Annotated in this window: 18 protein-coding genes; 11 read left to right on the top strand and 7 right to left on the bottom strand. The window is 61.6% G+C overall.

Going from position 1 to position 22,059, the window contains the following annotated elements:
* Positions 1-14 precede the first annotated feature (14 nt).
* Positions 15-215, top strand: coding sequence for a carbon storage regulator CsrA (gene csrA, locus AACY31_RS13910; RefSeq protein ID WP_339480278.1), 201 nt, complete (start codon positions 15-17; stop codon positions 213-215).
* Here csrA and AACY31_RS13905 read toward each other — a convergent pair.
* The 5 genes from AACY31_RS13905 to mnmC all read right to left on the bottom strand — a co-directional run bounded on the left by AACY31_RS13905 (position 204) and on the right by mnmC (position 7,749).
* A complete protein-coding gene (locus AACY31_RS13905; RefSeq protein ID WP_003199186.1) occupies positions 204-431 on the bottom strand; it encodes a YheU family protein in 228 nt (75 codons plus the stop codon). The genes csrA and AACY31_RS13905 overlap by 12 nt on opposite strands.
* A gap of 212 nt (positions 432-643) precedes the next feature.
* Positions 644-1,834 carry an osmoprotectant NAGGN system M42 family peptidase gene (locus tag AACY31_RS13900; protein ID WP_445261541.1) on the bottom strand — a complete coding sequence of 397 codons (1,191 nt, stop codon included), beginning with the start codon at positions 1,832-1,834 and terminating at the stop codon, positions 644-646.
* Positions 1,835-2,073: 239 nt separating this feature from the next.
* Positions 2,074-3,819, bottom strand: coding sequence for an N-acetylglutaminylglutamine synthetase (gene ngg / locus AACY31_RS13895; RefSeq protein ID WP_339480277.1), 1,746 nt, complete (start codon positions 3,817-3,819; stop codon positions 2,074-2,076).
* A 3-nt stretch (positions 3,820-3,822) separates the two neighbouring features.
* A complete protein-coding gene (locus AACY31_RS13890; protein WP_339480276.1) occupies positions 3,823-5,595 on the bottom strand; it encodes an N-acetylglutaminylglutamine amidotransferase in 1,773 nt (590 codons plus the stop codon).
* A 171-nt stretch (positions 5,596-5,766) separates the two neighbouring features.
* Positions 5,767-7,749 carry a bifunctional tRNA (5-methylaminomethyl-2-thiouridine)(34)-methyltransferase MnmD/FAD-dependent 5-carboxymethylaminomethyl-2-thiouridine(34) oxidoreductase MnmC gene (gene mnmC, locus AACY31_RS13885; protein ID WP_339480275.1) on the bottom strand — a complete coding sequence of 661 codons (1,983 nt, stop codon included), beginning with the start codon at positions 7,747-7,749 and terminating at the stop codon, positions 5,767-5,769.
* Between the two features lie 239 nt (positions 7,750-7,988).
* On the opposite strand from mnmC, the gene pap reads away from it, so the two are divergent.
* Together pap and AACY31_RS13875 are read left to right on the top strand one after the other, a co-directional pair.
* Positions 7,989-9,506 (top strand): polyphosphate:AMP phosphotransferase, encoded by a 1,518-nt coding sequence (gene pap / locus AACY31_RS13880; protein ID WP_339480273.1) that lies wholly within the window; start codon positions 7,989-7,991, stop codon positions 9,504-9,506.
* A 103-nt stretch (positions 9,507-9,609) separates the two neighbouring features.
* On the top strand, positions 9,610-10,794 hold the full coding sequence (locus AACY31_RS13875; protein ID WP_339480272.1) for a thiolase family protein: 1,185 nt from the start codon (positions 9,610-9,612) through the stop codon (positions 10,792-10,794).
* A gap of 125 nt (positions 10,795-10,919) precedes the next feature.
* Here AACY31_RS13875 and AACY31_RS13870 read toward each other — a convergent pair whose 3' ends face one another.
* Positions 10,920-11,117 (bottom strand): DUF6316 family protein, encoded by a 198-nt coding sequence (locus AACY31_RS13870; protein ID WP_339480271.1) that lies wholly within the window; start codon positions 11,115-11,117, stop codon positions 10,920-10,922.
* A gap of 189 nt (positions 11,118-11,306) precedes the next feature.
* On the opposite strand from AACY31_RS13870, the gene AACY31_RS13865 reads away from it, so the two are divergent.
* Entirely contained in the window at positions 11,307-12,257 is a 951-nt protein-coding gene (locus AACY31_RS13865) for a DMT family transporter (protein WP_339480269.1), read from the top strand.
* A gap of 108 nt (positions 12,258-12,365) precedes the next feature.
* Here the strand turns inward: AACY31_RS13865 and AACY31_RS13860 are convergent, their stop codons facing one another.
* Entirely contained in the window at positions 12,366-13,760 is a 1,395-nt protein-coding gene (locus tag AACY31_RS13860; protein WP_339480266.1) for a class II fumarate hydratase, read from the bottom strand.
* Between the two features lie 191 nt (positions 13,761-13,951).
* Between AACY31_RS13860 and AACY31_RS13855 the strand changes: the two genes are divergently transcribed.
* The 7 genes from AACY31_RS13855 to AACY31_RS13825 all read left to right on the top strand — a co-directional run bounded on the left by AACY31_RS13855 (position 13,952) and on the right by AACY31_RS13825 (position 21,978).
* Positions 13,952-14,470, top strand: a complete 519-nt coding sequence (locus AACY31_RS13855; RefSeq protein WP_339480263.1) for a DUF2059 domain-containing protein — start codon at positions 13,952-13,954, stop codon at positions 14,468-14,470.
* A gap of 12 nt (positions 14,471-14,482) precedes the next feature.
* On the top strand, positions 14,483-14,782 hold the full coding sequence (locus tag AACY31_RS13850; protein ID WP_060738604.1) for a BolA family protein: 300 nt from the start codon (positions 14,483-14,485) through the stop codon (positions 14,780-14,782).
* Positions 14,783-15,080: 298 nt separating this feature from the next.
* A complete protein-coding gene (trhO, locus tag AACY31_RS13845; RefSeq protein ID WP_339480261.1) occupies positions 15,081-16,022 on the top strand; it encodes an oxygen-dependent tRNA uridine(34) hydroxylase TrhO in 942 nt (313 codons plus the stop codon).
* A gap of 36 nt (positions 16,023-16,058) precedes the next feature.
* The gene (locus AACY31_RS13840; protein ID WP_174553541.1) at positions 16,059-16,661 is read left to right on the top strand and encodes a DsbA family protein; all 603 of its coding nucleotides are present in this window, start codon (positions 16,059-16,061) and stop codon (positions 16,659-16,661) included.
* Complete coding sequence (locus tag AACY31_RS13835; RefSeq protein WP_339480258.1) at positions 16,654-18,480, top strand: ABC transporter ATP-binding protein; 1,827 nt, start codon at positions 16,654-16,656, stop codon at positions 18,478-18,480. Before AACY31_RS13840 ends, AACY31_RS13835 begins: the two co-directional genes overlap by 8 nt.
* Before the next feature lie 190 nt (positions 18,481-18,670).
* Positions 18,671-21,130, top strand: coding sequence for an EAL domain-containing protein (locus tag AACY31_RS13830; RefSeq protein ID WP_339480256.1), 2,460 nt, complete (start codon positions 18,671-18,673; stop codon positions 21,128-21,130).
* A gap of 77 nt (positions 21,131-21,207) precedes the next feature.
* A complete protein-coding gene (locus AACY31_RS13825) occupies positions 21,208-21,978 on the top strand; it encodes a TenA family transcriptional regulator (RefSeq protein WP_445261544.1) in 771 nt (256 codons plus the stop codon).
* Positions 21,979-22,059: the final 81 nt, after the last annotated feature.

The raw sequence follows: 22,059 nt of genomic DNA, 5'->3' as shown, positions 1-22,059 counted from the left end.
TAAGGACAAGAACCATGCTTGTATTAAGCCGCGCTGTAGGTGAGTTGATTTCCATCGGTGACGATATTTCCGTCCGTGTGCTGTCGATCAGCGGTGGCACGGTGCGTTTTGGCGTGGAAGCGCCACGACACGTCGATGTCCATCGCTCCGAAATCTACGAGAAGATCCAGAAGAGAAAGGCCCATGCCACTCGCAAGGCCTGTTCAGTCGAATAGGTGTTTGGGCACGTCGTGCTTGAGCATCAGTTGACACTGTTCACTTTCGGGGTCGAAGACAATCAACGCCTGGCCTTTGGTCAGGGCTTGCCTGACCCGTAGAACCCTTGTTTCCAGGGGCGTGTCGTCACCATTGTCGGTGCCGTCGCGGGTCACGAAATCCTCGATCAGGCGGGTGAGCGTGTCGACTTCGAGTTGGTCGTGGGGGATGAGCATGGGGTACCTCGGCTAGACAATAGAGCGATGCTACGGCCAATGGGCTTTTGCGGCTAGCCTTGGGTTTTGCGGCGTTTGTTCAGACCTCATCGCGAGCAGACTCGCTCCCACATTGGTTCTGCGTCGAGCGCAAAGTTCAAGTCCAATGAAGATCAACCTGTGGGAGCGAGCCTGCTCGCGATGGCGATATGCCTGGCAATGAAAATGCTGGGTCAGTTATCGGAGCGTTGCCCCAGCAGGCTATCCACCGATGGCACTCGGGTATCACTTTCCATCTGAGTATCGTGTTCGATCTGATGACTGAAGCGGTCCAGTGAGCCTTGGGCTGGTTGCGCGTCGCTGGCGAACACCGGTGGGCTGAGGATGTAGGCGCCGAGCAGGCGACTGAGGGCGGCCAGGCTGTCAATGTGGGTGCGCTCGTAGCCATGGGTGGCGTCGCAGCCGAAGGCGAGCAGGGCGGTGCGGATATCGTGGCCAGCGGTGATGGCCGAATGAGCGTCGCTGAAGTAGTAGCGGAACAGGTCACGGCATGCGGGTACCTCGTTCTCCTTGGCCAGTTTCAACAAATGCCGCGACAGGTGATAGTCGTAGGGGCCTCCGGAGTCCTGCATGGCCACGCTGACCGAATGTTCGCTTGAGTGCTGGCCAGGGGCGACGGGCGCGATGTCGATGCCGACGAATTCGCTGACGTCCCAAGGCAGTGCGGCCGCTGCACCGCTGCCGGTTTCCTCGGTGATGGTGAACAACGGGTGACAATCGATCAGCAGTTCTTCACCGCTGTCAACAATCGCCTTGAGCGCTGCCAGCAGCGCCGCGACCCCGGCCTTGTCGTCCAGGTGCCGGGCGCTGATGTGGCCGCTTTCGGTGAATTCCGGCAGGGGATCGAAGGCGACGTAATCGCCGATGCCCACCCCCAGGGTTTCGCAATCGGCGCGAGTGGCGCAGTAGGCGTCCAGGCGCAGCTCGATGTGGTCCCAACTGATGGGCAGTTCATCCACGGCGGTATTGAACGCGTGCCCGGACGCCATCAACGGCAGCACGCTGCCACGAATCACGCCGGTGTCGGTAAACAGGCTGACCCGGCTGCCTTCGGCAAATCGGCTGGACCAGCAGCCCACCGGTGCCAGTGTCAGGCGGCCGTTGTCCTTGATGGCTCGCACCGAGGCTCCGATGGTATCCAGGTGCGCCGACACGGCCCGGTCGGGGCTGCTCTTGCGGCCCTTGAGGGTGGCGCGGATCGTGCCGCGGCGGGTCATTTCAAAATCGATACCCAGCTCTTCGAGCCGCTCGGCGACATAACGCACGATGGTGTCGGTAAAACCGGTAGGGCTGGGAATGGCGAGCATCTCCAGCAGGACCTTTTGCAGGTATTCGAGATCCGGTTCGGGAATTTTACTGATCATGGAAACTCCTCACGGAACAATAAGTTGAAGTAGGGGAACCTTGTGGCCAGAGATTGCTCCCACTGGGCTCTGTAGGAGCTGGCGAAGCCTGCGATCTTTTGATCTTTTGATCTTTCGCTTGAGATTTAAGTGTTTGGGGAAAGATCGCAGCCTCGTTGCACTCGACAGCTCCTACACAGCTCCTACACGGCTTCTGCGCGGTTTCTGCGCGGCTTCTGTGGCCTAGCGGGAGCAAAGGGTTAAGCCACCGCCTGGCTATGGGGAAATAACAAGTCCACAAAGCGTTCGGCGGTGGGTTGTGGTTCGTGGTTGGCCAGGCCTGCGCGTTCGTTGGCTTCGATGAACACGTACTCCGGTTGATCGGCCGCCGGCACCAGCAGGTCGAGGCCGACCATGGGGATGTCCAGCGCCCGCGCGGCGCGCACCGCCGCGTCGACAAGGGTCGGATGCAGGATGCCGGTGACATCCTCCAGCACGCCGCCGGTATGAAGGTTCGCCGTACGCCGTACGAACAGGTGCTCCCCTGCGGGCAGCACGCTGTCGTAGTCGAACCCCGCCGCGCTGAGCGTGCGCAGGGTCTCGGTATCCATCGGGATTTTGCTTTCGCCACCCGTGGCGGCTTGCCGTCGTCGGCTCTGGGCTTCGATCAACGCGCCGATGGTGTGCCGGCCGTCGCCGATCACCTCCGCCGGGCGCCGGATCGCCGCCGCCGCCACTTCAAAGCCGATCACCAGGATGCGCAGGTCCAGCCCCTCGTGGAAACTTTCCAGCAAGACCTGGCTATCGAACTGCCGAGCCGTTTCGATGGCGCTCTGCACCTCCTCGATGGTGCGCAGATCCACCGCCACGCCTTGGCCCTGTTCACCGTCCAGCGGCTTGACCACCACCTGTTCGTGCTCATCGAGAAACGCCAGGTTGTCATCGGCATTGCCCGCCAACTGTTGGGCCGGCAGGTTCAGACCGGCGTTTTTCAGCACCTTGTGGGTCAGGCTTTTGTTCTGGCACAGGGTCATGCTGATGGCGCTGGTCAGGTCGCTCAGGGATTCGCGGCATCGCACCCGGCGGCTGCCGTGGACCAGGGTGAACAAGCCGGCCTCGGCATCGTCCACCTGCACGTCGATGCCTCGACGGTGGGCTTCTTCGACAATGATTCGCGCATAAGGATTGAACTGCGCTTCGGGGCCTGGCCCCAGGAACAACGGCTGGTTGATACAGTTCTTGCGTTTGATGGCGAAGGTCGAGAGATTGCGAAAACCGAGTTTGGCGTAGAGGTTTTTCGCCAGGCGGTTGTCGTGCAACACCGACAAGTCGAGGTAACTCAAGCCACGGCTCATGAAATGCTCGATGAGGTGACGCACCAGCACTTCGCCAACCCCGGGCCGCGGGCATTGCGGATCGACGGCCAGGCACCAGAGGCTGCTGCCGTTTTCCGGGTCGTTGAAGGCCTTCTGATGATTGAGGCCCATGACGCTGCCGATCACCGCGCCGGTGTCGTCATCTTCGGCCAGCCAGTAGACCGGGCCACCCTCATGACGCGGGGTCAGGCGCAGCGGGTCGATGGGCAACATGCCCCGGGCCTGGTAGAGCTGGTTGATGGCCTGCCAGTCGGTTTCGCTCTGGGCCCGACGGATCCGAAAGCCGCGAAACACACGGGTGGACTGGCGATAGTCGCTGAACCAAAGGCGCAAGGTGTCGGATGGATCGAGGAACAGTTGTGCCGGTTCCAGCCCCAGCACTTGCTGGGGCGCGGCCACGTACAAGGCAATGTCGCGCTCGCCGGTTTGTTCGTTGAGCAGTTCCCGGGCCAGGCTTGCCGGGTCCGGGAAGGTGTGGCCGATCAAAAGTCGGCCCCAGCCGCAATGCACTGCGATCGGGTCGGCACCCAACTCGCTACCGTCTTCGGCCAGGCGCGCCTGCAGGCGTTCGTAGGAGGGCGCCTGGCCGCGCAAGAGGCGTTGGTTGTGAACCGTTGCATGAGGTTTCATCGATCAGATTCCTTGCTCGCTGAGCCACAGGTTCAGTGCCGCCAGTTGCCACAGCCGGGAACCGCGCAAGGGTGTGAGCTGGCCGTTGGGGTCGGTCAGCAGACGGTCGAGCATGGCCGGGTTGAACAGGCCGCGGTCCTGGCTCGGATCCAGTAGCAATTCACGGACCCAGGCCAGGGTGTTGCCTTCCAGGTGCTTGAGGCCTGGCACCGGGAAATAGCCCTTCTTGCGGTCGATCACCTCGCTGGGGATCACTCGCCGGGCGGCTTCCTTGAGCACCTGCTTGCCGCCATCGGGCAGCTTGAACTTCGCCGGGACCCGGGCCGAAAGTTCCACCAGGCGGTAGTCCAGGAAGGGCGTGCGCGCTTCCAGGCCCCAGGCCATGGTCATGTTGTCGACGCGCTTGACCGGGTCATCCACCAGCATCACGGTGCTGTCCAGGCGCAGGGCCTTGTCTACCGCCGCATCGGCCCCGGGCTGGGCGAAATGCTCTTTGACGAAATCACCGGCCGCATCATTGGCTGTCAACCATTTGGGCTGCACGGTGGCGGCATATTCTTCGTAGCTGCGGTCGAAGAAGGCGGCGCGATAGGCCGCGTACGGATCGCTGGCACCATCGACTTGCGGGTACCAGTGATAACCGGCGAACAGCTCGTCGGCGCCCTGGCCGCTTTGCACCACTTTGCAGTGCTTGGCCACTTCCCGCGACAGCAGGTAGAAGGCGATGCAGTCGTGGCTGACCATCGGCTCGCTCATGGCACGGAACGCTGCCGGCAGTTGCTCGATGATCTCTTTCTCGTCGATGCGCAGTTGGTGGTGGCGGGTGCCGTAGTGCTTGGCGATCAGGTCCGAATACTGGAATTCGTCACCGCGCTCACCGCCGGCATCCTGGAAACCGATAGAGAAGGTCGACAGGTCTTCTACACCGACTTCCCGCAGCAGGCCCACGAGCATGCTCGAGTCCACGCCGCCGGAAAGCAGCACGCCGACATCCACGGCGGCGCGTTGGCGAATGGCGACCGCATCACGGGTGCTGTCGAGCACGCGGTCGATCCAGTCTTCCAGGTTCAGGTGCTGTTCGTCGGCCCGGGGACCGTAGGGCAGGGTCCACCAGGTTTTCTGCTCGGTGCTGCCGTCGGCTTCGATGCGCATCCAGGTGGCGGGCGGCAGTTTTTCAACGCCAGCCAGCAAGGTGCGAGGCGCCGGGACCACGGCGTGGAAATTCAGGTAATGGTTGAGGGCTACCGGGTCGAGCATCGGGTTGATATCGCCGCCCTTGAGCAGCGCCGGTAATGCCGAGGCAAAACGTAGCCGCTGGCCGGTGCGCGACAGGTACAGGGGCTTGACGCCGAGGCGGTCGCGGGCAATGAACAGCCGCTTGGCATCGCGTTCCCAGATGGCGAAGGCGAACATGCCGTTGAGTTTGGGCAGCAGCGCTTCGCCCCAGGCGTGGTAGCCCTTGAGCAGCACTTCGGTGTCGCCACCGGAATAGAAGGTGTAGCCCAGGCCTTCGAGCTCGCTGCGCAGTTCCGGGTAGTTGTAGATCGCGCCGTTGAAGGCCAGGGACAGGCCCAGTTGGTTGTCGATCATCGGCTGGGCCGAGCCGTCCGACAGGTCCATGATTTTCAGGCGCCGATGGCCCAGGGCAATGGGGCCCTGGCTATGGAAGCCCCAGGCGTCGGGGCCGCGAGGGGCCAGGTGATGGGTGATTCGCTCTACGGCCGCAAGGTCCGCAGGTTGTTGATCGAAACGTAACTCTCCAGCTAATCCGCACATAAGTCCTTACCGGTTTTTCCGTTGGGGAGGGGTCACAAGCATACACGCCGAAAGAGCGAGTATCCTAAAACTGACCGAAGGGATTGCTGTGAGTTTTAGATCAATTCGTTATAAGCCGGAGAGATGGGGGGCTGGCCTGCCACAGGATTTGGGGTGAGCCCGGCATCTGTGTCAGGCCTTACCCCGAATCAATGCCCGCAACGCAAACCGGTTCGGATGGCAGGCCTCGGCCACGCTGCGGGGCAGTGGCAGGGGTTCGTTGTCCAGCCAGGCGGCGATCAGTTCACCCGACAGGGGGGCGGTGATCAGGCCGCGGGAGCCGTGACCGCTGTTGATGTACAGGCCATCGAGCCACGGGCAGGGAGTGTCTGGCACCTGGCGGGCGTCCTTGCCCAGGGCCGCATAGGCCTCGGCAAAGGTCTGGCGGTCCGCTAATGGGCCGACAATCGGCAGGTAATCCGGGCTGGTGCAACGGAATGCCGCACGGCCTTCGAGGCGTTCCGGGTCCAGGCTGCCAGCGTTCAGGCGGTTCACCAAGTCTTGGGAGATTTCTTCGAGCATCTGCAGGTTGCCGGCGTGTTCGGCGGCGGTGGGGGTGAGGTCGTCGCTGTTGAAATCGAAACTGGCGCCCAGGGTGTGCTCGCCCTGCCGCGGCGGGGCCACATAGCCTTCGGCACAAACCACGGTCGCCAGGCTCTGGCTGCGGGTGGTTTGCGGCAACCGGGTGATTTGCCCGCGAATACGCTTGAGCGGTAATTCGGCGGCTGGTTCGAAACGCTTGATCTCGGCAGCGCTGGCCAGGATCACCACCGGCGCACTGGCCAGGCATCGTTCGCCGTCCCACGCCTGCCACTGGCCGTCCACGCGGCGCAGTGACAAGACGTCATGATGGGGCTGGACGTCAATCGTCGTGCCCGAGGCTTGCCAGCGACACAATGCCGGCGGATGCACCCAGCCGCCCTCGGGATAAAACAGACCACCACAGGCCAGGTCGATGCCGGCCCGCACCTGGGCCTCGGGCTGATCGAGGGTGTGCAGCAGATCCCTTGGGAACGCCTCGGCCAGTTGCGCCTGACGCTCGGCTTCCTTGCTATTGAAGGCCAGTTGCAAGACCCCGCAGGCGTCCCAATCAATGCCGCGTTGCAGTTGCTCCAACACACGCCGGGTGTAACCGAAACCGCTGAGGATCATTTGCGACAGCGCCGTGCCATGGGCCGATAGCTTGAGGTACAGCACGCCTTGCGGGTTGCCGGAGGCTTCCTCGGCCAACCGGGCATGACGCTCCAGCAGCGTCACCTGCCAGCCACGCGCGGCGAGGCTGGCAGCGCTGGCACAACCGGCCAGGCCGCCACCGATCACCAGTGCCCGGCGTTCGCCGGTTTGCGGCATGGGGCGGGCGTACCAGGGTTTTGCCGGGGACGGTGCTGGTGTCTGCTCCGGCCAGCCGAGAAACACACCGCGCAGGATTTCCCACTTATGGCCGATGCCCGGCGTGCGCTTCATCTTGAAGCCTGCCGCGTTCAGCAATCGCCGGACCCAACCGGTGCTGGTGAAGGTGCTGAGGGTGGCGCCGGGAGCCGCCAGCCGGGCCAGTTCGGCGAACAGCTCGGCGGTCCACATCTCGGGGTTCCTGGCTGGCGCGAAGCCGTCCAGGAACCAGGCGTCGATCTGTCCGTCCAGCTGCGGTAGCTGCTGCAGGGCATCGCCGATCAACAAGGTCAGCGTCACCCGTCCGTTCGCCAAGACCAGGCGTTGGAAACCCTGGTGGATCGCCACGTACTGCTCAAGCAACGGCTCGGCTTGAAGGCTGAGTTGCGGCCACAGGGCCAGGGCCCGGCGCAGGTCCTGGGGGCTCAAGGGGTATTTCTCGACACTGACAAAATGCAGCCGGGCGCCTGCCGGTGCGCACTGTTCGAACAGTTGCCAGGCGCAGAGGAAATTCAAGCCGGTGCCAAATCCGGTTTCGCCGATCACTAGCCGCCCGTCATCGGCCAGGGCGGCGAAGCGCTCGGCCAGGTTGTTCTGCTCAAGGAACACATACCGGGTTTCTTCCAGCCCCGACTGGTCGGAAAAATACACATCGTCGAAGACCCGCGAACGCGGGCGACCCTGATCATCCCAGTCGAGTTGGGCGTGTTGCTGGATGGGTGTCATGGCAGGCTCGGTCAAAACTGAGCGGCCATTCTAGCCGATCGCTTGCCGATTGCCGCTGCATACGCACCAGTGGAGCTGACGAGTGCAACGAGGCTGCGATCTTGCCCCAAACAACTGAGTCGAAAGCGAATGATCAAGATCAAAGGATCGCAGTCTTGCTTCGCTCGGCAGCTCCTACACAAAGCACACGGGCCGCATCCAATCCGCTAATCTTGGCCCATCCCCGGAAGGAGCTGCTCATGTTTGAATCCGCTGAAATCGGCCATGCCATTGATAAAGACACCTTCGAGGCCGAAGTGCCGGCCCTGCGTGAAGCGCTGTTGGAGGCGCAGTTCGAGTTGCAGCAGCAGGGCCGGTTTCCGGTCATCGTGCTGATCAATGGTGTCGAAGGCGCGGGCAAGGGCGAGACGGTGAAGTTGCTCAACGAGTGGATGGACCCGCGGCTGATCGAAGTGCGCACCTTCGACCAACAGACTGACGAGGAACTGGCGCGGCCTCCGGCGTGGCGCTACTGGCGGAAGCTGCCGGCCAAGGGACGCATGGGGATTTTTTTTGGCAACTGGTACAGCCAGATGCTGCAAGGCCGGGTCCATGGCGAGTTCAAGGACCCACGGCTCGACCAGGCGATTGCCGGTGCCGAGCGCCTGGAAAAAATGCTCTGCGACGAAGGCGCGCTGATCTTCAAGTTCTGGTTCCATTTGTCCAAGAAGCAGATGAAGGCCCGGCTCAAGGGGCTCAAGGACGACCCGCTGCACAGCTGGCGCATCAGCCCGCTGGACTGGCAGCAGTCCCAGACCTACGACAAGTTCGTCAAATACGGCGAGCGCATACTGCGGCGCACCAGTCGCGATTATGCACCCTGGCATGTGATCGAAGGCATGGACAGCTATTATCGCAGCCTCACCGTCGGGCGGATCCTGCTCGATGGCATGCGACAGGCCCTGGACCGGCAGAAGGTCAAGCCGCAAAAGGTTAGCGTGGCGCCGCTGCCCGCGCTGGACGGCCAGGTCACGCTGCTCGACAGCCTGGACATGACCCGACGCCTGGACAAGGCCGATTACGAAGAGCAACTGATCACCGAGCAGGCGCGGTTCTCCGGCCTGCTGCGGGACAAACGCATGCGCCAGCATGCCTTGGTGGCGGTGTTCGAAGGCAATGACGCGGCAGGCAAGGGCGGGGCGATCCGGCGGGTCGCGGCCGCCCTGGACCCGCGTCAATACAACATCGTGCCGATTGCCGCGCCCACTGAAGAGGAGCGCGCCCATCCCTACATGTGGCGGTTCTGGCGGCATATTCCCGCGCGGGGCAAGTTCACCATGTTCGACCGCTCCTGGTACGGCCGGGTGCTGGTGGAGCGGGTCGAAGGGTTTTGCAGCCAGGCCGACTGGCTGAGGGCCTACGGAGAAATCAACGACTTCGAAGAGCAGATTGCCGATGCCGGCGTGGTGGTGGTCAAGTTCTGGCTGGCCATCGACAAGCAAACCCAGCTGGAGCGTTTCCAGGAGCGCGAGGAAATCCCGTTCAAACGCTTCAAGATCACCGAGGATGACTGGCGCAACCGCGACAAGTGGGACGCTTACCGGGCCGCGGTATGCGACATGGTCGACCGCACCAGCACCGAGATTTCCCCTTGGACATTGGTGGAAGCCAACGACAAGCGCTGGGCGCGGGTGAAGGTGTTGCGCACCCTCAACCAGGCGCTGGAGGCGGCTTTCGAGCGGAGCGCAAGGCAGGCTCGCAAGAAAAAGAAACGCTAGAACGATGGGGGCGCATACGCGGGGTGAATGATTGTCGCAGTCGGTTGTGCAGTGGATTTATGCTCGATTCACTCTCAACCGACTCCAACAATGAGGTACAGCCATGCGTGAAGTGGTGATCGTCGACAGCGTACGGACCGGCCTGGCCAAGTCCTTTCGTGGCAAGTTCAACATGACCCGTCCAGACGACCTGGCGGCCCATTGTGTCGATGCCTTGCTGGCGCGCAACGACATCAACCCGGCCAGTGTCGAGGATTGCATCGTGGGGGCCGGGTCCAATGAAGGCGCCCAGGGCTACAACATCGGGCGCAACGTGGCGGTGCTCTCGCAACTGGGCACCGGCACGGCCGGCATGACCCTCAACCGCTTCTGTTCCTCGGGCCTGCAAGCCATTGCCATCGCCGCCAACCAGATCGCTTCCGGTTGCAGCGACATCATCGTTGCCGGCGGGGTGGAATCCATCAGCCTGACGATGAAAAGCGTCAACACCGACCACCTGATCAACCCGCTGCTCAAGGAGCAGGTGCCCGGGATTTATTTCCCCATGGGCCAGACGGCCGAGATCGTCGCCCGCCGTTACCAGGTCAGTCGCGAGGAGCAGGACCGCTACGCCTTGCAGAGCCAGCAGCGCACCGCCAAGGCCCAAGCGGCCGGGTTGTTCGATGATGAAATCGTCCCGATGGCGGTCAAGTACCGAGTCGAGGACAAGCAGACCGGTGCGGTGCAGATGCTCGAGGGCATGGTCGATCGCGATGATTGCAACCGCCCGGACACCACCTATGAAAGTCTGGCCGGCCTGAAACCGGTGTTCGCCGAAGACGGTTCGGTAACGGCGGGTAACTCGTCGCAGTTGTCCGACGGGGCGTCGATGACCTTGGTGATGAGCCTGGAAAAAGCCCTGGCGCTGGGGCTCAAGCCCAAAGCGTTTTTCCGCGGCTTCACCGTGGCCGGTTGCGAGCCGGACGAGATGGGCATCGGCCCGGTGTTTTCGGTGCCCAAGCTGCTCAAGGCCAAGGGCTTGCAGATCGCCGATATCGACCTGTGGGAACTCAACGAGGCGTTTGCTTCCCAGTGCCTGTACAGCCGCAACCGGCTGGAAATCGATCCCGAGAAATACAACGTCAACGGCGGCTCGATCTCCATCGGCCATCCGTTCGGCATGACCGGCTCGCGGCAAGTGGGGCATCTGGTGCGTGAGCTGCAACGACGCAACCTGCGCTACGGCATCGTGACCATGTGCGTGGGCGGCGGGATGGGGGCTACGGGGTTGTTTGAAGCGGTGAGATAACCGCTGTGTAGGAGCTGCCGAGTGCAACGAGGCTGCGATCTTTCCCAAGACACTTGAATCTCAAGCGAAAGATCAAAAGATCAAAAGATCGCAGGCTTCGCCAGCGCCTACAGAGCCCAGCTGCGCTAGCTGGCTTCCTGAGTCAGTTGCAGCACTTGCTGGATATACGCCTCCACCTCCCGCAACGCCTCCTCGCGACTGGCGAACGGCCCTTCCTCGGTGTCTTCCCGGGTGTTGAAGTAGAACTCGCCGTTTATCCGGCAAATCCGGTCACTGGGGAAGACCATCACAGGGGTGACGTCCTGGGCGCGTTTGCCAAGCATGGGAGGCTCCAAAGAAAGCAGGTATCAAGTTGAGTGAAGTTTAGGGGCTGGCGTTGAAGGCTGCTCGGCGAGCCGATAGGCGGCCATGTGCCATGTCCGTGCCTGGATTATTAATCGCCAACTGTTCCTGTGTCGTTCGACGAGAGACGCCTAGAATGGACGTCTTTTGTCTTGGGCTTCGAGGGTTGCATGCACATATCGTCCGGTCGTTGGGTCTACGGTCTGTTCCTCGCCCTGCTGACTGCCCTGCTATGGGGAATCCTGCCGATCAAGCTCAAGCAAGTGCTGCAAGTGATGGACCCGGTCACCGTGACCTGGTTTCGCTTGCTGGTGTCCGGCGGTTTGCTGTTCATCTATTTGGCGGCCTCCCGGCGCCTGCCCAGTCGCAAGGTCCTTGGCCCACGCGGCGGCTGGCTGGTGGCGATGGCGGTGCTTGGGCTGGTGGGCAACTACGTGTTGTACCTGATGGGTCTGAGCCGCTTGAGCCCTGGCACCGCGCAACTGGTGGTGCAGATGGGGCCGATCATGTTGCTGGTCGCCAGCCTGTTCGTGTTCAAGGAGCGCTTCAGCGTGGGGCAGGGCATCGGCCTGCTGGTGTTGCTGATCGGTTTTACGCTGTTTTTCAACCAGCGCCTGGGCGAGTTGCTGACGTCCCTGAGCGACTACACCGCCGGGGTGTTGATGGTGTTGCTGGCGTCGACGGTCTGGACGTTTTATGCCCTGGGCCAAAAGCAATTGTTGACGGTGTGGAATTCGTTGCAGGTGATGATGGTGATCTACCTGTTCTGCGCGTTGCTGCTCACGCCCTGGGTGCATCCGCTGGAGGCGCTGCAGTTGAGCCCGTTGCAAGGCTGGCTGTTGCTCGCGTGCTGTCTCAACACGCTGATTGCCTATGGCGCGTTTGCCGAAGCCTTGGCCCATTGGGAGGCGTCGCGGGTCAGCGCGACCCTGGCGATCACACCACTGGTGACGTTCGCCGCGGTGGCGATGGCGGCCTGGTGGTGGCCCGCCTATGTCCATGCCGAACAGATCAATTTGCTGGGGTATGGCGGGGCGGTGCTGGTGGTGCTGGGGTCGGCGCTGGTTGCCCTGGGCCCGTCGCTGATCGCCGGGCTCAGGGCCCGGCGCGTGGGGCGTTAGCCCCCTGTGGGAGCGAGCCTGCTCGCGATGGCGGCCTGACAGGCAATAGAGATGTCGAGCCTGCCGGCCCCATCGCGAGCAGGCTGCTCGCTCCCACAGGGTAGGGCGTTAACCCTGGCTACCCGCCTCCAGCATATTTTCCGGTCGTACCCAGGCATCGAACTCTTGATCGGTCAGATACCCCAGTTGCAGCGCCGCCTCACGCAGGGTCAGCCCTTCGCCGTAGGCTTTCTTGGCGATTTCGGCTGACTTGTCGTAGCCGATGTGCGGGTTCAGCGCGGTCACCAGCATCAACCCACGCTCCAGGTGTGCGGCCATCTGCTCGGCATCCGGTTCGAGCCCGGCGATGCAGTGCTGCTGGAAGTTGCCGCAGCCATCGGCCAACAGGCGAATCGATTGCAGCAGGTTATGGATGATTACCGGTTTGAACACGTTCAACTGCAAATGCCCCTGGCTGGCGGCAAAACCGATGGTCACGTCGTTGCCCATGACCTGGCAGGCCAGCATCGACAAGGCTTCGCATTGGGTCGGGTTGACCTTGCCGGGCATGATGGAGCTGCCCGGTTCATTGGCCGGCAATTTCACCTCGGCGAAGCCGGCCCGTGGCCCGGAGCCGAGCAGGCGCAGGTCGTTGGCGATCTTCATCAAGGTCACGGCCAGGGTTTTCAGCGCGCCGGACAGGGCGGTCAGGGGCTCATGGCCGGCCAGCGCGGCAAACTTGTTCGGCGCAGTGACGAACGGCAGGCCCGACAGCGCCGCCAGTTCAGCGGCCATCGCCTCGCCGAAACCGTGGGGTGAATTGAGTCCGGTGCCCACCGCCGTGCCGCCCTGGGCCAGTTCGCAGACCGCCGGTAGCGCGGCGCGGATCGTCCGTTCGGCGTAATCGAGCTGGGCAATGAACGCCGACAGTTCCTGGCCAAAGGTGATGGGCGTGGCATCCATCAGGTGAGTGCGACCGGTCTTGACCAGTTTCATGTGGCGCGCGGCCAGTTCCGCCAGGCCGCCGGACAGCTCACTGATGGCCGGGAGCAATTGTTGGTGGACGGCCTGGGCGGCCGCAATATGCATCGCGGTGGGGAAACAGTCATTGGAGCTCTGGGAGCGATTGACGTGGTCGTTGGGGTGCACCGGGCTCTTGCCGCCGCGGGGGTTGCCGGCCAGTTCGTTGGCGCGCCCGGCGATCACCTCGTTTGCGTTCATATTGCTCTGGGTTCCGCTGCCGGTCTGCCAGACCACCAATGGGAACTGGTCGTCATGCTGGCCGGCCAGCACTTCGTCGGCGGCCTGTTCGATCAGGCGAGCGATATCGGCCGGGAGGTCGCCATTGCGATCATTGACCCGCGCGGCGGCTTTCTTGATCAGTGCCAAGGCGTGCAACACCGACAGCGGCATGCGTTCGTTGCCAATGGCAAAGTTGATCATGGAACGCTGCGTCTGGGCGCCCCAGTAGGCGTCGTCCGGGACTTCAACCTGGCCAAGACTGTCGGTTTCGATACGGCTCATCGGGTCAAACTCCTTAAAGGGCTGAATGCGCAGTTTAGGCCCAGATGGGCGGCTCTGGTTCCCTCAATCTAGGAGCGGCGGGTTCGCCCCGCCAATCGGAGCTGCCAAGCGTCGGGGTTGAGGCCCGGCGTTTTTTAGGCGCAGAATGGTCGCCCTTGGGGTTTAACCTCGCCTGTAATAAAGGAAACTCGATGACCCGTCTTCGTGCCATCTGTACCGCCGTTGCTCTGGTGTGTGCCAGCGGCCCTGTTTTCGCCGATACCGCCAGCCACAGCGCCAGCGCCGAAGCGTTCCTGACCCTGGCACACGCTGACAAATTGGGCACGCCGGTCTACATGCAAGTGCAGCAGATGTTTGCCCAGCGCTTTGAACAGACCAAGGCACCTGAGTCGAAAAAAGCCACCCTGGAAACCTACCAGGCCAAGGCCAATGCCGCGCTGGACCGGGCTATCGGCTGGAACAAGCTCAAGCCGGACATGGTCAAGCTCTACACCAGCAACTTCAGCGAGTCGGAGCTCAAGGATCTGGTCGCTTTCTACCAATCGCCATTAGGCAAGAAAGTCCTCGAGAAAATGCCGCAGTTGACCCAGCAATCGGCTCAACTGACCCAGGCCAAGCTTGAAAGCGCGGTGCCGGTGGTCAACAAGCTGCTGGCGGACATGACGGCCGAGCTCGAGCCAAAAGCTGCCCCAGCCAAGAAAAAGCCGTAAGCGGAGCCCAGTATGAGCATGCAACAACGCATCGAATCGACACTCGGGCTCTTGCAGCCCGAGCACTTGCAAGTGCTGGATGAAAGCCACATGCACAGCCGTGGCCTGCAGACCCACTTCAAGGCCGTGGTGGTCAGCCAGCAGTTCGAAGGGCTCAATCGCGTCAAGCGTCACCAGAAGGTCTACGGCACGCTGGGCGAGCTGATGGGGGAGTTCCATGCGTTGGCGCTGCACACCTACACCCCCGAAGAATGGGCCCGGATCGACGCGGCCCCGGCTTCGCCGACGTGTGCCGGTGGCAGCAAGCACTGATCGATAGGGTGTGAGGCTTTTGTGGCGGGGGCTGTAGGAGCTGTCGAGTGCAACGAGGCTGCGATCTTTTTCCTCACACTTGAATCTCAAGCGAAAGATTAAAAGATCGCCGGCTTCGCCAGCTCCTACAGAGCAGCCGGGAGCAAGCTCCCTCGCCACGATAAGCGCTTCGCTCCAGGGCACTTCGCTCCTAAAGCCACATTGTTTTTGTTAGAATCCGCAACGCGCCGCTTACCCGGCGCGTTTTTTTTCGTATCCGGTTCACCCTTTACGAGGGTAGCCACCTGGAGAAACACCCATGACACAACCCATTGTCGTGGCGGCACTGTATAAGTTCGTCACCCTTGAAGATTACGTCGAGCTGCGTGAGCCCTTGCTCAAGGCCATGCTCGACAACGGCATCAAAGGCACGTTGCTGGTCGCCGAAGAAGGCATCAACGGCACGGTCTCCGGCACTCGCGAAGGCATCGACGGCCTGCTGGCCTGGCTCAAGAACGATCCGCGCATGATCGACATCGATCATAAAGAGTCCTACTGCGATGAGCAGCCGTTCTACCGCACCAAGGTCAAGCTCAAGAAAGAAATCGTCACCCTCGGCGTCGAAGGCGTGGACCCGAACAAGCAGGTCGGTACCTATGTCGAGCCGCAGGACTGGAACGCGCTGATCAGCGATCCGGAAGTGTTGTTGATCGACACCCGTAACGATTACGAAGTGTCCATCGGCACCTTCGAAGGCGCCATCGACCCCAGGACCACCAGCTTTCGTGAGTTCCCTGAGTACATCAAGGCCAACTTCGACCCGGCCAGGCACAAGAAAGTCGCGATGTTCTGCACGGGCGGCATTCGTTGTGAAAAAGCCTCCAGCTACATGCTCGGCCAGGGTTTCGACGAGGTCTATCATCTCAAGGGCGGCATCCTGAAATACCTCGAAGAGGTCCCTCAGGAAGAAACCAAGTGGCGCGGCGACTGCTTCGTGTTCGACAACCGCGTGACCGTTCGCCACGACCTCAGCGAAGGGGACTACGATCAATGTCACGCTTGTCGTACCCCGGTGAGCGTAGAAGACCGAGCCTCGGAGCACTATGTGCCTGGCATCAGTTGCCCGCACTGCTGGGATAAACTGAGCGAGAAGACCCGTCGCAGCGCCATCGACCGGCAAAAGCAGATTGAGTTGGCCAAGGCTCGTAACATGCCGCACCCGATCGGCTACAACTACAAGCAATCATTTTCCGAGGCTTGAACCATGGCGTCACGCCTGCTCTATGTGATGGACCCGATGTGTTCCTGGTGCTGGGGCTTTGCGCCGGTGGCCGAGGCGTTGGTAGAGCAGGCGCAGGCCGCGGGGGTGGAGTTGCACCTGGTGGTGGGCGGTTTGCGCACTGGCAGCGGTTCTGCGCTGGAGCCGACCACCCGGCGCTACATTCTTGAACACTGGCAGGCGGTCACCCAGGCCACCGGCCAGCCCTTCAAGCTCGAAGGCGCGTTGCCGGACGGTTTCGTCTACGACACCGAGCCTGCCTGCCGGGCACTGGTGACGGCTCGCAGCCTGGCCCCGGACCTGGCCTGGAAGTTGGTGAAGCTGATCCAGCAGGCTTTTTATGTGCAAGGCCGCGACGTGACCCACGCCAGTGTGCTGGTGGAGCTGGCCGAACAGGCCGGGCTGCCACGCATCGAATTCGCCGCGGCCTTCGACCGCGCCGACCAGCATGCGGCCACCGCTGCGGATTTCACCTGGGTGCAGGACTTAGGCATTGCCGGGTTCCCCACACTGTTGGCCGAGCGTGATGGCCAGTTGGCCTTGCTGACCAACGGCTACCAACCCCTGAGCCAGCTGTCGCCTTTGCTTGGTCGCTGGCTGGAGCGCGCGGCCTGTGCCTGACCGGCCGCCAGATACATCGGCCTCGCAGCGCATCGACCGGTTGAGTTGGACGGAAATCCGTCGCCTGGCCCTCAAGCATAAAAAAGCCCTGTGGATCGCCAACGGCGTGGCCGTGCTGGCGACGCTGTGCAGCGTACCGATCCCATTGCTGTTGCCATTGCTGGTGGATGAAGTTCTGCTGGGGCATGGCGATGCGGCCCTGAAAGTCATGAACCAGGCGTTGCCCATGGGTTGGCAGCGCGCTGCCGGCTACATCGGGCTGATGTTAATGGTGACCCTGGCCCTGCGCTGTGGCGCATTGCTGTTCAACGTGGTGCAGGCGCGCTTGTTCGCCCGCTTGGCCAAAGACATCGTCTATCGCATTCGCATCCGCTTGATCGAGCGTCTCAAGCGCATTTCCCTGGGCGAATACGAAAGCCTGGGCAGTGGCACGGTGGCGGCTCACCTGGTCACCGACCTGGACACCCTCGACAAATTCATCGGCGAAACCCTCAGCCGTTTCCTGGTGGCGATGCTGACCCTGGTGGGCACCGCTGGGATCCTGGTGTGGATGCACTGGGAACTGGCGCTGCTGATCCTGCTGTTCAACCCGCTGGTGATCTACGCCACGGTGCAGTTGGGCAAGCGGGTCAAGCACCTCAAGAAACTGGAGAACGACAGCACCTCGCGGTTCACCCAGGCCCTGACCGAAACCCTGGATGCCATCCAGGAAGTGCGCGCCGGTAACCGCCAGGGTTACTTCCTTGGCCGCTTGGGAATGCGTGCCAAGGAGGTCCGTGATTACGCCGTGAGTTCGCAGTGGAAAACCGACGCCTCGAACCGCGCCAGTGGTTTGCTCTTCCAGTTCGGCATCGATATTTTTCGCGCAGCGGCCATGCTCACCGTGGTGTTTTCCGACCTGTCCATCGGCCAGATGCTGGCGGTGTTCAGCTACCTCTGGTTCATGATCGGCCCGGTCGAGCAACTGTTGAACTTGCAGTACGCTTTTTACGCCGCCGGCGGCGCCTTGAGCCGGATCAATGAACTGCTGGCCCGCGCCGATGAGCCTCAGTACACGGGCAGCGTCGATCCGTTCAAGGGCCGTGACACCGTGGGTATCGAGATTCAGGGGTTGAGTTTCGGTTACGGTGAAGAGCTGGTGCTCAACCAGTTGAACCTGTGCATCTCGCCGGGCGAGAAAGTCGCCATCGTCGGCGCCAGCGGCGGCGGCAAGAGCACCCTGGTGCAGTTGTTACTGGGGCTGTACACGCCGCAGTCGGGCAGCATCCGTTTCGGTGGCGCCACGCAACAGGAGATCGGCCTGGAAACCATCCGGGAAAATGTTGCAGTGGTGTTGCAACATCCGGCGTTGTTCAACGATACGGTGCGGGCCAACCTCGCCATGGGCCGTGAGTGCAGTGACGACGACTGCTGGCGGGCGCTGGAAATCGCCCAGCTCGATGCTACCGTACGGGCGCTGCCCCAGGGCCTGGATAGCGTAGTGGGGCGTTCCGGGGTGCGGTTGTCAGGCGGGCAGCGTCAACGGTTGGCCATTGCCCGCATGGTATTGGCCGACCCACGGGTAGTGATTCTCGACGAGGCCACCTCGGCACTGGACGCTGCCACTGAGTACAACCTTCACCAGGCACTGGCGCGCTTTTTGAGCGCACGCACCACGCTGATCATCGCCCACCGGCTCTCGGCGGTGAAGCAGGCCGATCGGGTATTGGTGTTCGACGGTGGGCAAATCGCCGAAGACGGCGACCATTTGCAACTGATTGCCGAAGGTGGCCTGTATGCTCGACTCTATGGTCATTTGCAACAGATTCAACAGCCTTGAGTTTCTAGCGCTTTTCTGCGCTTAGTATCGGAAAAAAAGCAGGCAAACACGCCGATTTTTCCGAATTCCACGCAAAGCCTGTCGATCTGTTCAACCATTCATTCGAAGGGTTGAAAACTAGCCTAGGCTATTGAGTCAGGAGTGGAATTCTGGCGGGTGTTCGTTCGGCAATACCTGTGCAAGGGACCTCATGAAGCAAAAGCAGACTCTCGGAACACCACGGCTGCTGGGCATCGTCTGGCCCTTTATCGCCGTCGTGCTATTTCAGGCATTGCTTGGCGGCGTCAGCCTTTACGTGCTGTCCGCTGTTCGCGGCTACGTGGCAGGGGAGAGTCTCTGGTCCAAGGGGCAGAAAGACGCCATCTATTACCTCAACCTCTACGCCGACAGCCGCGACGAAGCGATTTTCCGCAAATACCAGCAAGCCATCGCCGTCCCCGAGGGTGGCCATAAATTGCGGGTGGCGCTGGACCGCGAACCGCCGGATCTCGAAGCCGCGCGGGCCGGGATTCTCCAAGGTGGCAACCATCCTGATGACGTGTCCAGCGTGATCTGGTTGTACCTCAATTTTCGCCATTTCAGTTACCTGGAAGAAGCCATCGATCTTTGGACGGTGGGCGACGGCTACCTGATCGAGCTGGATAACGTCGCCCGGCAGATGCACAGCCGCATTACCGCAGGCCAGGCGTTGGAGGTGGATATCCGCGGCTGGAAGGCCCAGATCTTTGCGATCAACGATTCCGTCACCCCGGCTGCCAAGGCATTCAGCGACGCACTGGGCGAGGGCTCGCGTTTCATTCTGCGACTCTTGCTGGTGACCAACTTCGCCACGGCCCTGGGGCTGATCGTCCTGGCGTTGTTGCGGACCCATAAATTGCTGGCCCAGCGGCAGGTGTTCGCCAATGCGCTGCAGATGGAGAAAGAGCGGGCGCAGATCACCCTGCAATCCATCGGCGACGGGGTCATCACCACCGACGTTGAGGGTGCCATCGCCTACATGAACCCTGCTGCTGAAGCGATGACCCATTGGAAGTCTGAGCACGCCGCGGGCTTGCCCCTGGCCGCGCTTTTCAATTTGCTCGATGACAATGCCCAGACCGAGGGGCTGACCCTGATCGAGCACATCCTCAGCGGCCGGCTCAGCGGCGCCAGCGAACATTCCAAGCTGATCCAGCGCTTGGATGGCAGCACCGTGTCGGTCACCCTGGTGGGCGCGCCAATCCGTCATGCGGGCAAGGTCAGCGGCGCCGTGCTGGTGTTGCATGACATGACCCAGGAACGCCAATACATCGCCAACCTGTCGTGGCAGGCCACCCATGATGCCCTGACTGGCCTGGCGAACCGCCGGGAATTCGAGTATCGCCTCGAGCAGGCCTTGCACAGCCTCACTCGCCAGGTTGGGCGCCATGCCTTGATGTTTCTCGACCTGGACCAGTTCAAGCTGGTCAACGACACCTGCGGCCATGCAGCGGGTGACGAATTGTTGCGTCATATCTGCGCCTTGTTGCAATCAGGGCTGCGGGAAAACGACACCCTGGCGCGGCTGGGCGGGGATGAGTTCGGGATCTTGCTGGAAAACTGTTCACCGGAAGCGGCGGAAAAGATCGCCGAAGGGCTGCGTCAGACCGTGCAGAACCTGCACTTTGTCTGGAAGGGCCGGCCGTTCGTGACCACGGTGAGCATCGGCCTGGTGCATATCGCCCAGACGCCGACGACCCTGGAGGCGTCCTTGCGGGCTGCCGACATGGCCTGCTACATGGCCAAGGAAAAGGGGCGCAACCGGGTCCAGGTCTATCATGCCGACGACTCGGAATTGTCCCTGCGCTTTGGCGAGATGGCCTGGGTCCAGCGCCTGCACATGGCCTTGGAGGAAAACCGCTTTTGCCTCTACGCCCAGGAAATCGCCGCGCTGGGCCCGGGCGACCATGGCGGCGGGCACATTGAAGTCCTGCTGCGCCTGCATGACGAAGCCGGACGGATGATCCTGCCGGACAGCTTCATTCCCGCAGCGGAACGCTACGGGCTCATGACCTCCCTGGACCGTTGGGTGGTGGAGAATGTCTTCAAGATCATCCGCCAGTGCCTGAATGACTCGCGACAGGGGCCCATGGCCATGTGTGCGATCAATCTGTCAGGCACGACTATAGGAGATCAGGCGTTCCTCGACTTCCTGCGTAAACAGTTCGCGGCCTACTCGATTCCGCCAGAAATGATTTGTTTTGAAATTACAGAAACCAGCGCTATTTCGAATTTGGGCAGTGCGATCCGCTTTATCAATGAACTCAAAGGTTTGGGATGCTATTTCTCGCTGGATGATTTTTGCGCCGGAATGTCTTCATTCGCTTACCTGAAACATTTACCTGTAGACTTCCTGAAGATCGACGGGAGTTTCGTAAAGGATATGCTGGACGACCCGATTAACCGTGCAATGGTCGAAGTGATCAATCACATCGGCCACGTCATGGGTAAGCGCACGATTGCCGAGTTTGTTGAAACCGCCCAGATCGAGCAGGCATTGCTGGAAATAGGGGTGGATTATGCTCAGGGGTATGTGATCGAACGCCCGCAATTGTTTACCTGCGACACATTGCAATGTCGGCCGGCCCGGCCCCAGCCGTTGTTATTCAAGGCCCCCGGCACGTTCCGCTGAACCTCTTGTTGATCCGGAAAATCACAATCAAAAGGAGCCCGACAGTGATCGACACATTCAACCGAACAGGCCCGCTCATGGACGCCACGAGCTATCCGAAATGGGCACAGCAGCTCATTACCGATTGCGGCGAGAGCAAGCGCCGGGTTGTCGAACACGAGCTGTACCAGCGCATGCGTGACAACAAGCTCAGCGCCAGGACCATGCGTCACTACCTCATTGGTGGTTGGCCGGTCGTCGAACAGTTCGCTTTATACATGGCACAGAACCTCACCAAGACCCGTTTTGCCCGCCGCCCCGGCGAGGACATGGCGCGTCGCTGGCTGATGCGTAACATTCGTGTCGAACTCAACCATGCCGACTACTGGGTCAACTGGAGCGCCGCCCATGGCGTGACCCTGGAAGACCTGCAAGCGCAGCAGGTGCCGCCTGAGCTGCATGCCTTGAGCCACTGGTGCTGGCATACCAGTTCCTCGGATTCGCTGATCGTGGCCATCGCCGCGACCAACTATGCGATTGAGGGGGCCACGGGGGAGTGGTCGGCGCTGGTGTGTTCCAGTGGTGTCTACGCGGCCGCTTTCGCCGAGGAAGACCGCAAACGGGCCATGAAATGGCTGAAGATGCATGCCCAGTACGACGATGCCCATCCTTGGGAAGCTCTGGAAATCATCTGTACGCTGGCGGGGATGAACCCAAGTAAAGCCCTGCAAACGGAGCTGCGTCAGGCCGTGTGCAAGAGCTATGACTACATGTACCTGTTCCTGGAGCGTTGCATGCAACTGGAACAGTCGGAGACGGTGAGCAAGTCCTCATCCACCCGCGAGCGCCTGGCACTGGCGCAAAGCTGATTTCTACCCCAATAGCCACAACCCATGTGGGAGCGAGCCTGCTCGCGAAGCGTTCTGACAGTCGACGGGGAGGTTGACTGC

The sequence above is a fragment of the Pseudomonas sp. RL_105y_Pfl2_101 genome (assembly GCF_963970585.1).
Classification (GTDB): Bacteria; Pseudomonadota; Gammaproteobacteria; order Pseudomonadales; family Pseudomonadaceae; genus Aquipseudomonas.
This window is presented reverse-complemented; position numbering and strand designations above follow the sequence as displayed.

Excerpts from the sequence above, each read along its gene's own strand:
- AACY31_RS13875 (WP_339480272.1), top strand. The coding sequence starts at position 9,610 with ATGCGTGAAGTGGTGATCGTCGACAGCGTACGGACCGGCCTGGCCAAG.
- AACY31_RS13860 (WP_339480266.1), bottom strand. The coding sequence starts at position 13,760 with ATGAGCCGTATCGAAACCGACAGTCTTGGCCAGGTTGAAGTCCCGGAC.
- AACY31_RS13905 (WP_003199186.1), bottom strand. The coding sequence starts at position 431 with ATGCTCATCCCCCACGACCAACTCGAAGTCGACACGCTCACCCGCCTG.
- AACY31_RS13865 (WP_339480269.1), top strand. The coding sequence starts at position 11,307 with ATGCACATATCGTCCGGTCGTTGGGTCTACGGTCTGTTCCTCGCCCTG.
- AACY31_RS13900 (WP_445261541.1), bottom strand. The coding sequence starts at position 1,834 with ATGATCAGTAAAATTCCCGAACCGGATCTCGAATACCTGCAAAAGGTC.
- mnmC (WP_339480275.1), bottom strand. The coding sequence starts at position 7,749 with ATGACACCCATCCAGCAACACGCCCAACTCGACTGGGATGATCAGGGT.
- AACY31_RS13855 (WP_339480263.1), top strand. The coding sequence starts at position 13,952 with ATGACCCGTCTTCGTGCCATCTGTACCGCCGTTGCTCTGGTGTGTGCC.
- AACY31_RS13850 (WP_060738604.1), top strand. The coding sequence starts at position 14,483 with ATGAGCATGCAACAACGCATCGAATCGACACTCGGGCTCTTGCAGCCC.
- AACY31_RS13825 (WP_445261544.1), top strand. The coding sequence starts at position 21,208 with ATGGACGCCACGAGCTATCCGAAATGGGCACAGCAGCTCATTACCGAT.
- AACY31_RS13890 (WP_339480276.1), bottom strand. The coding sequence starts at position 5,595 with ATGTGCGGATTAGCTGGAGAGTTACGTTTCGATCAACAACCTGCGGAC.
- pap (WP_339480273.1), top strand. The coding sequence starts at position 7,989 with ATGTTTGAATCCGCTGAAATCGGCCATGCCATTGATAAAGACACCTTC.
- AACY31_RS13830 (WP_339480256.1), top strand. The coding sequence starts at position 18,671 with ATGAAGCAAAAGCAGACTCTCGGAACACCACGGCTGCTGGGCATCGTC.
- AACY31_RS13870 (WP_339480271.1), bottom strand. The coding sequence starts at position 11,117 with ATGCTTGGCAAACGCGCCCAGGACGTCACCCCTGTGATGGTCTTCCCC.
- trhO (WP_339480261.1), top strand. The coding sequence starts at position 15,081 with ATGACACAACCCATTGTCGTGGCGGCACTGTATAAGTTCGTCACCCTT.
- csrA (WP_339480278.1), top strand. The coding sequence starts at position 15 with ATGCTTGTATTAAGCCGCGCTGTAGGTGAGTTGATTTCCATCGGTGAC.
- ngg (WP_339480277.1), bottom strand. The coding sequence starts at position 3,819 with ATGAAACCTCATGCAACGGTTCACAACCAACGCCTCTTGCGCGGCCAG.
- AACY31_RS13840 (WP_174553541.1), top strand. The coding sequence starts at position 16,059 with ATGTGTTCCTGGTGCTGGGGCTTTGCGCCGGTGGCCGAGGCGTTGGTA.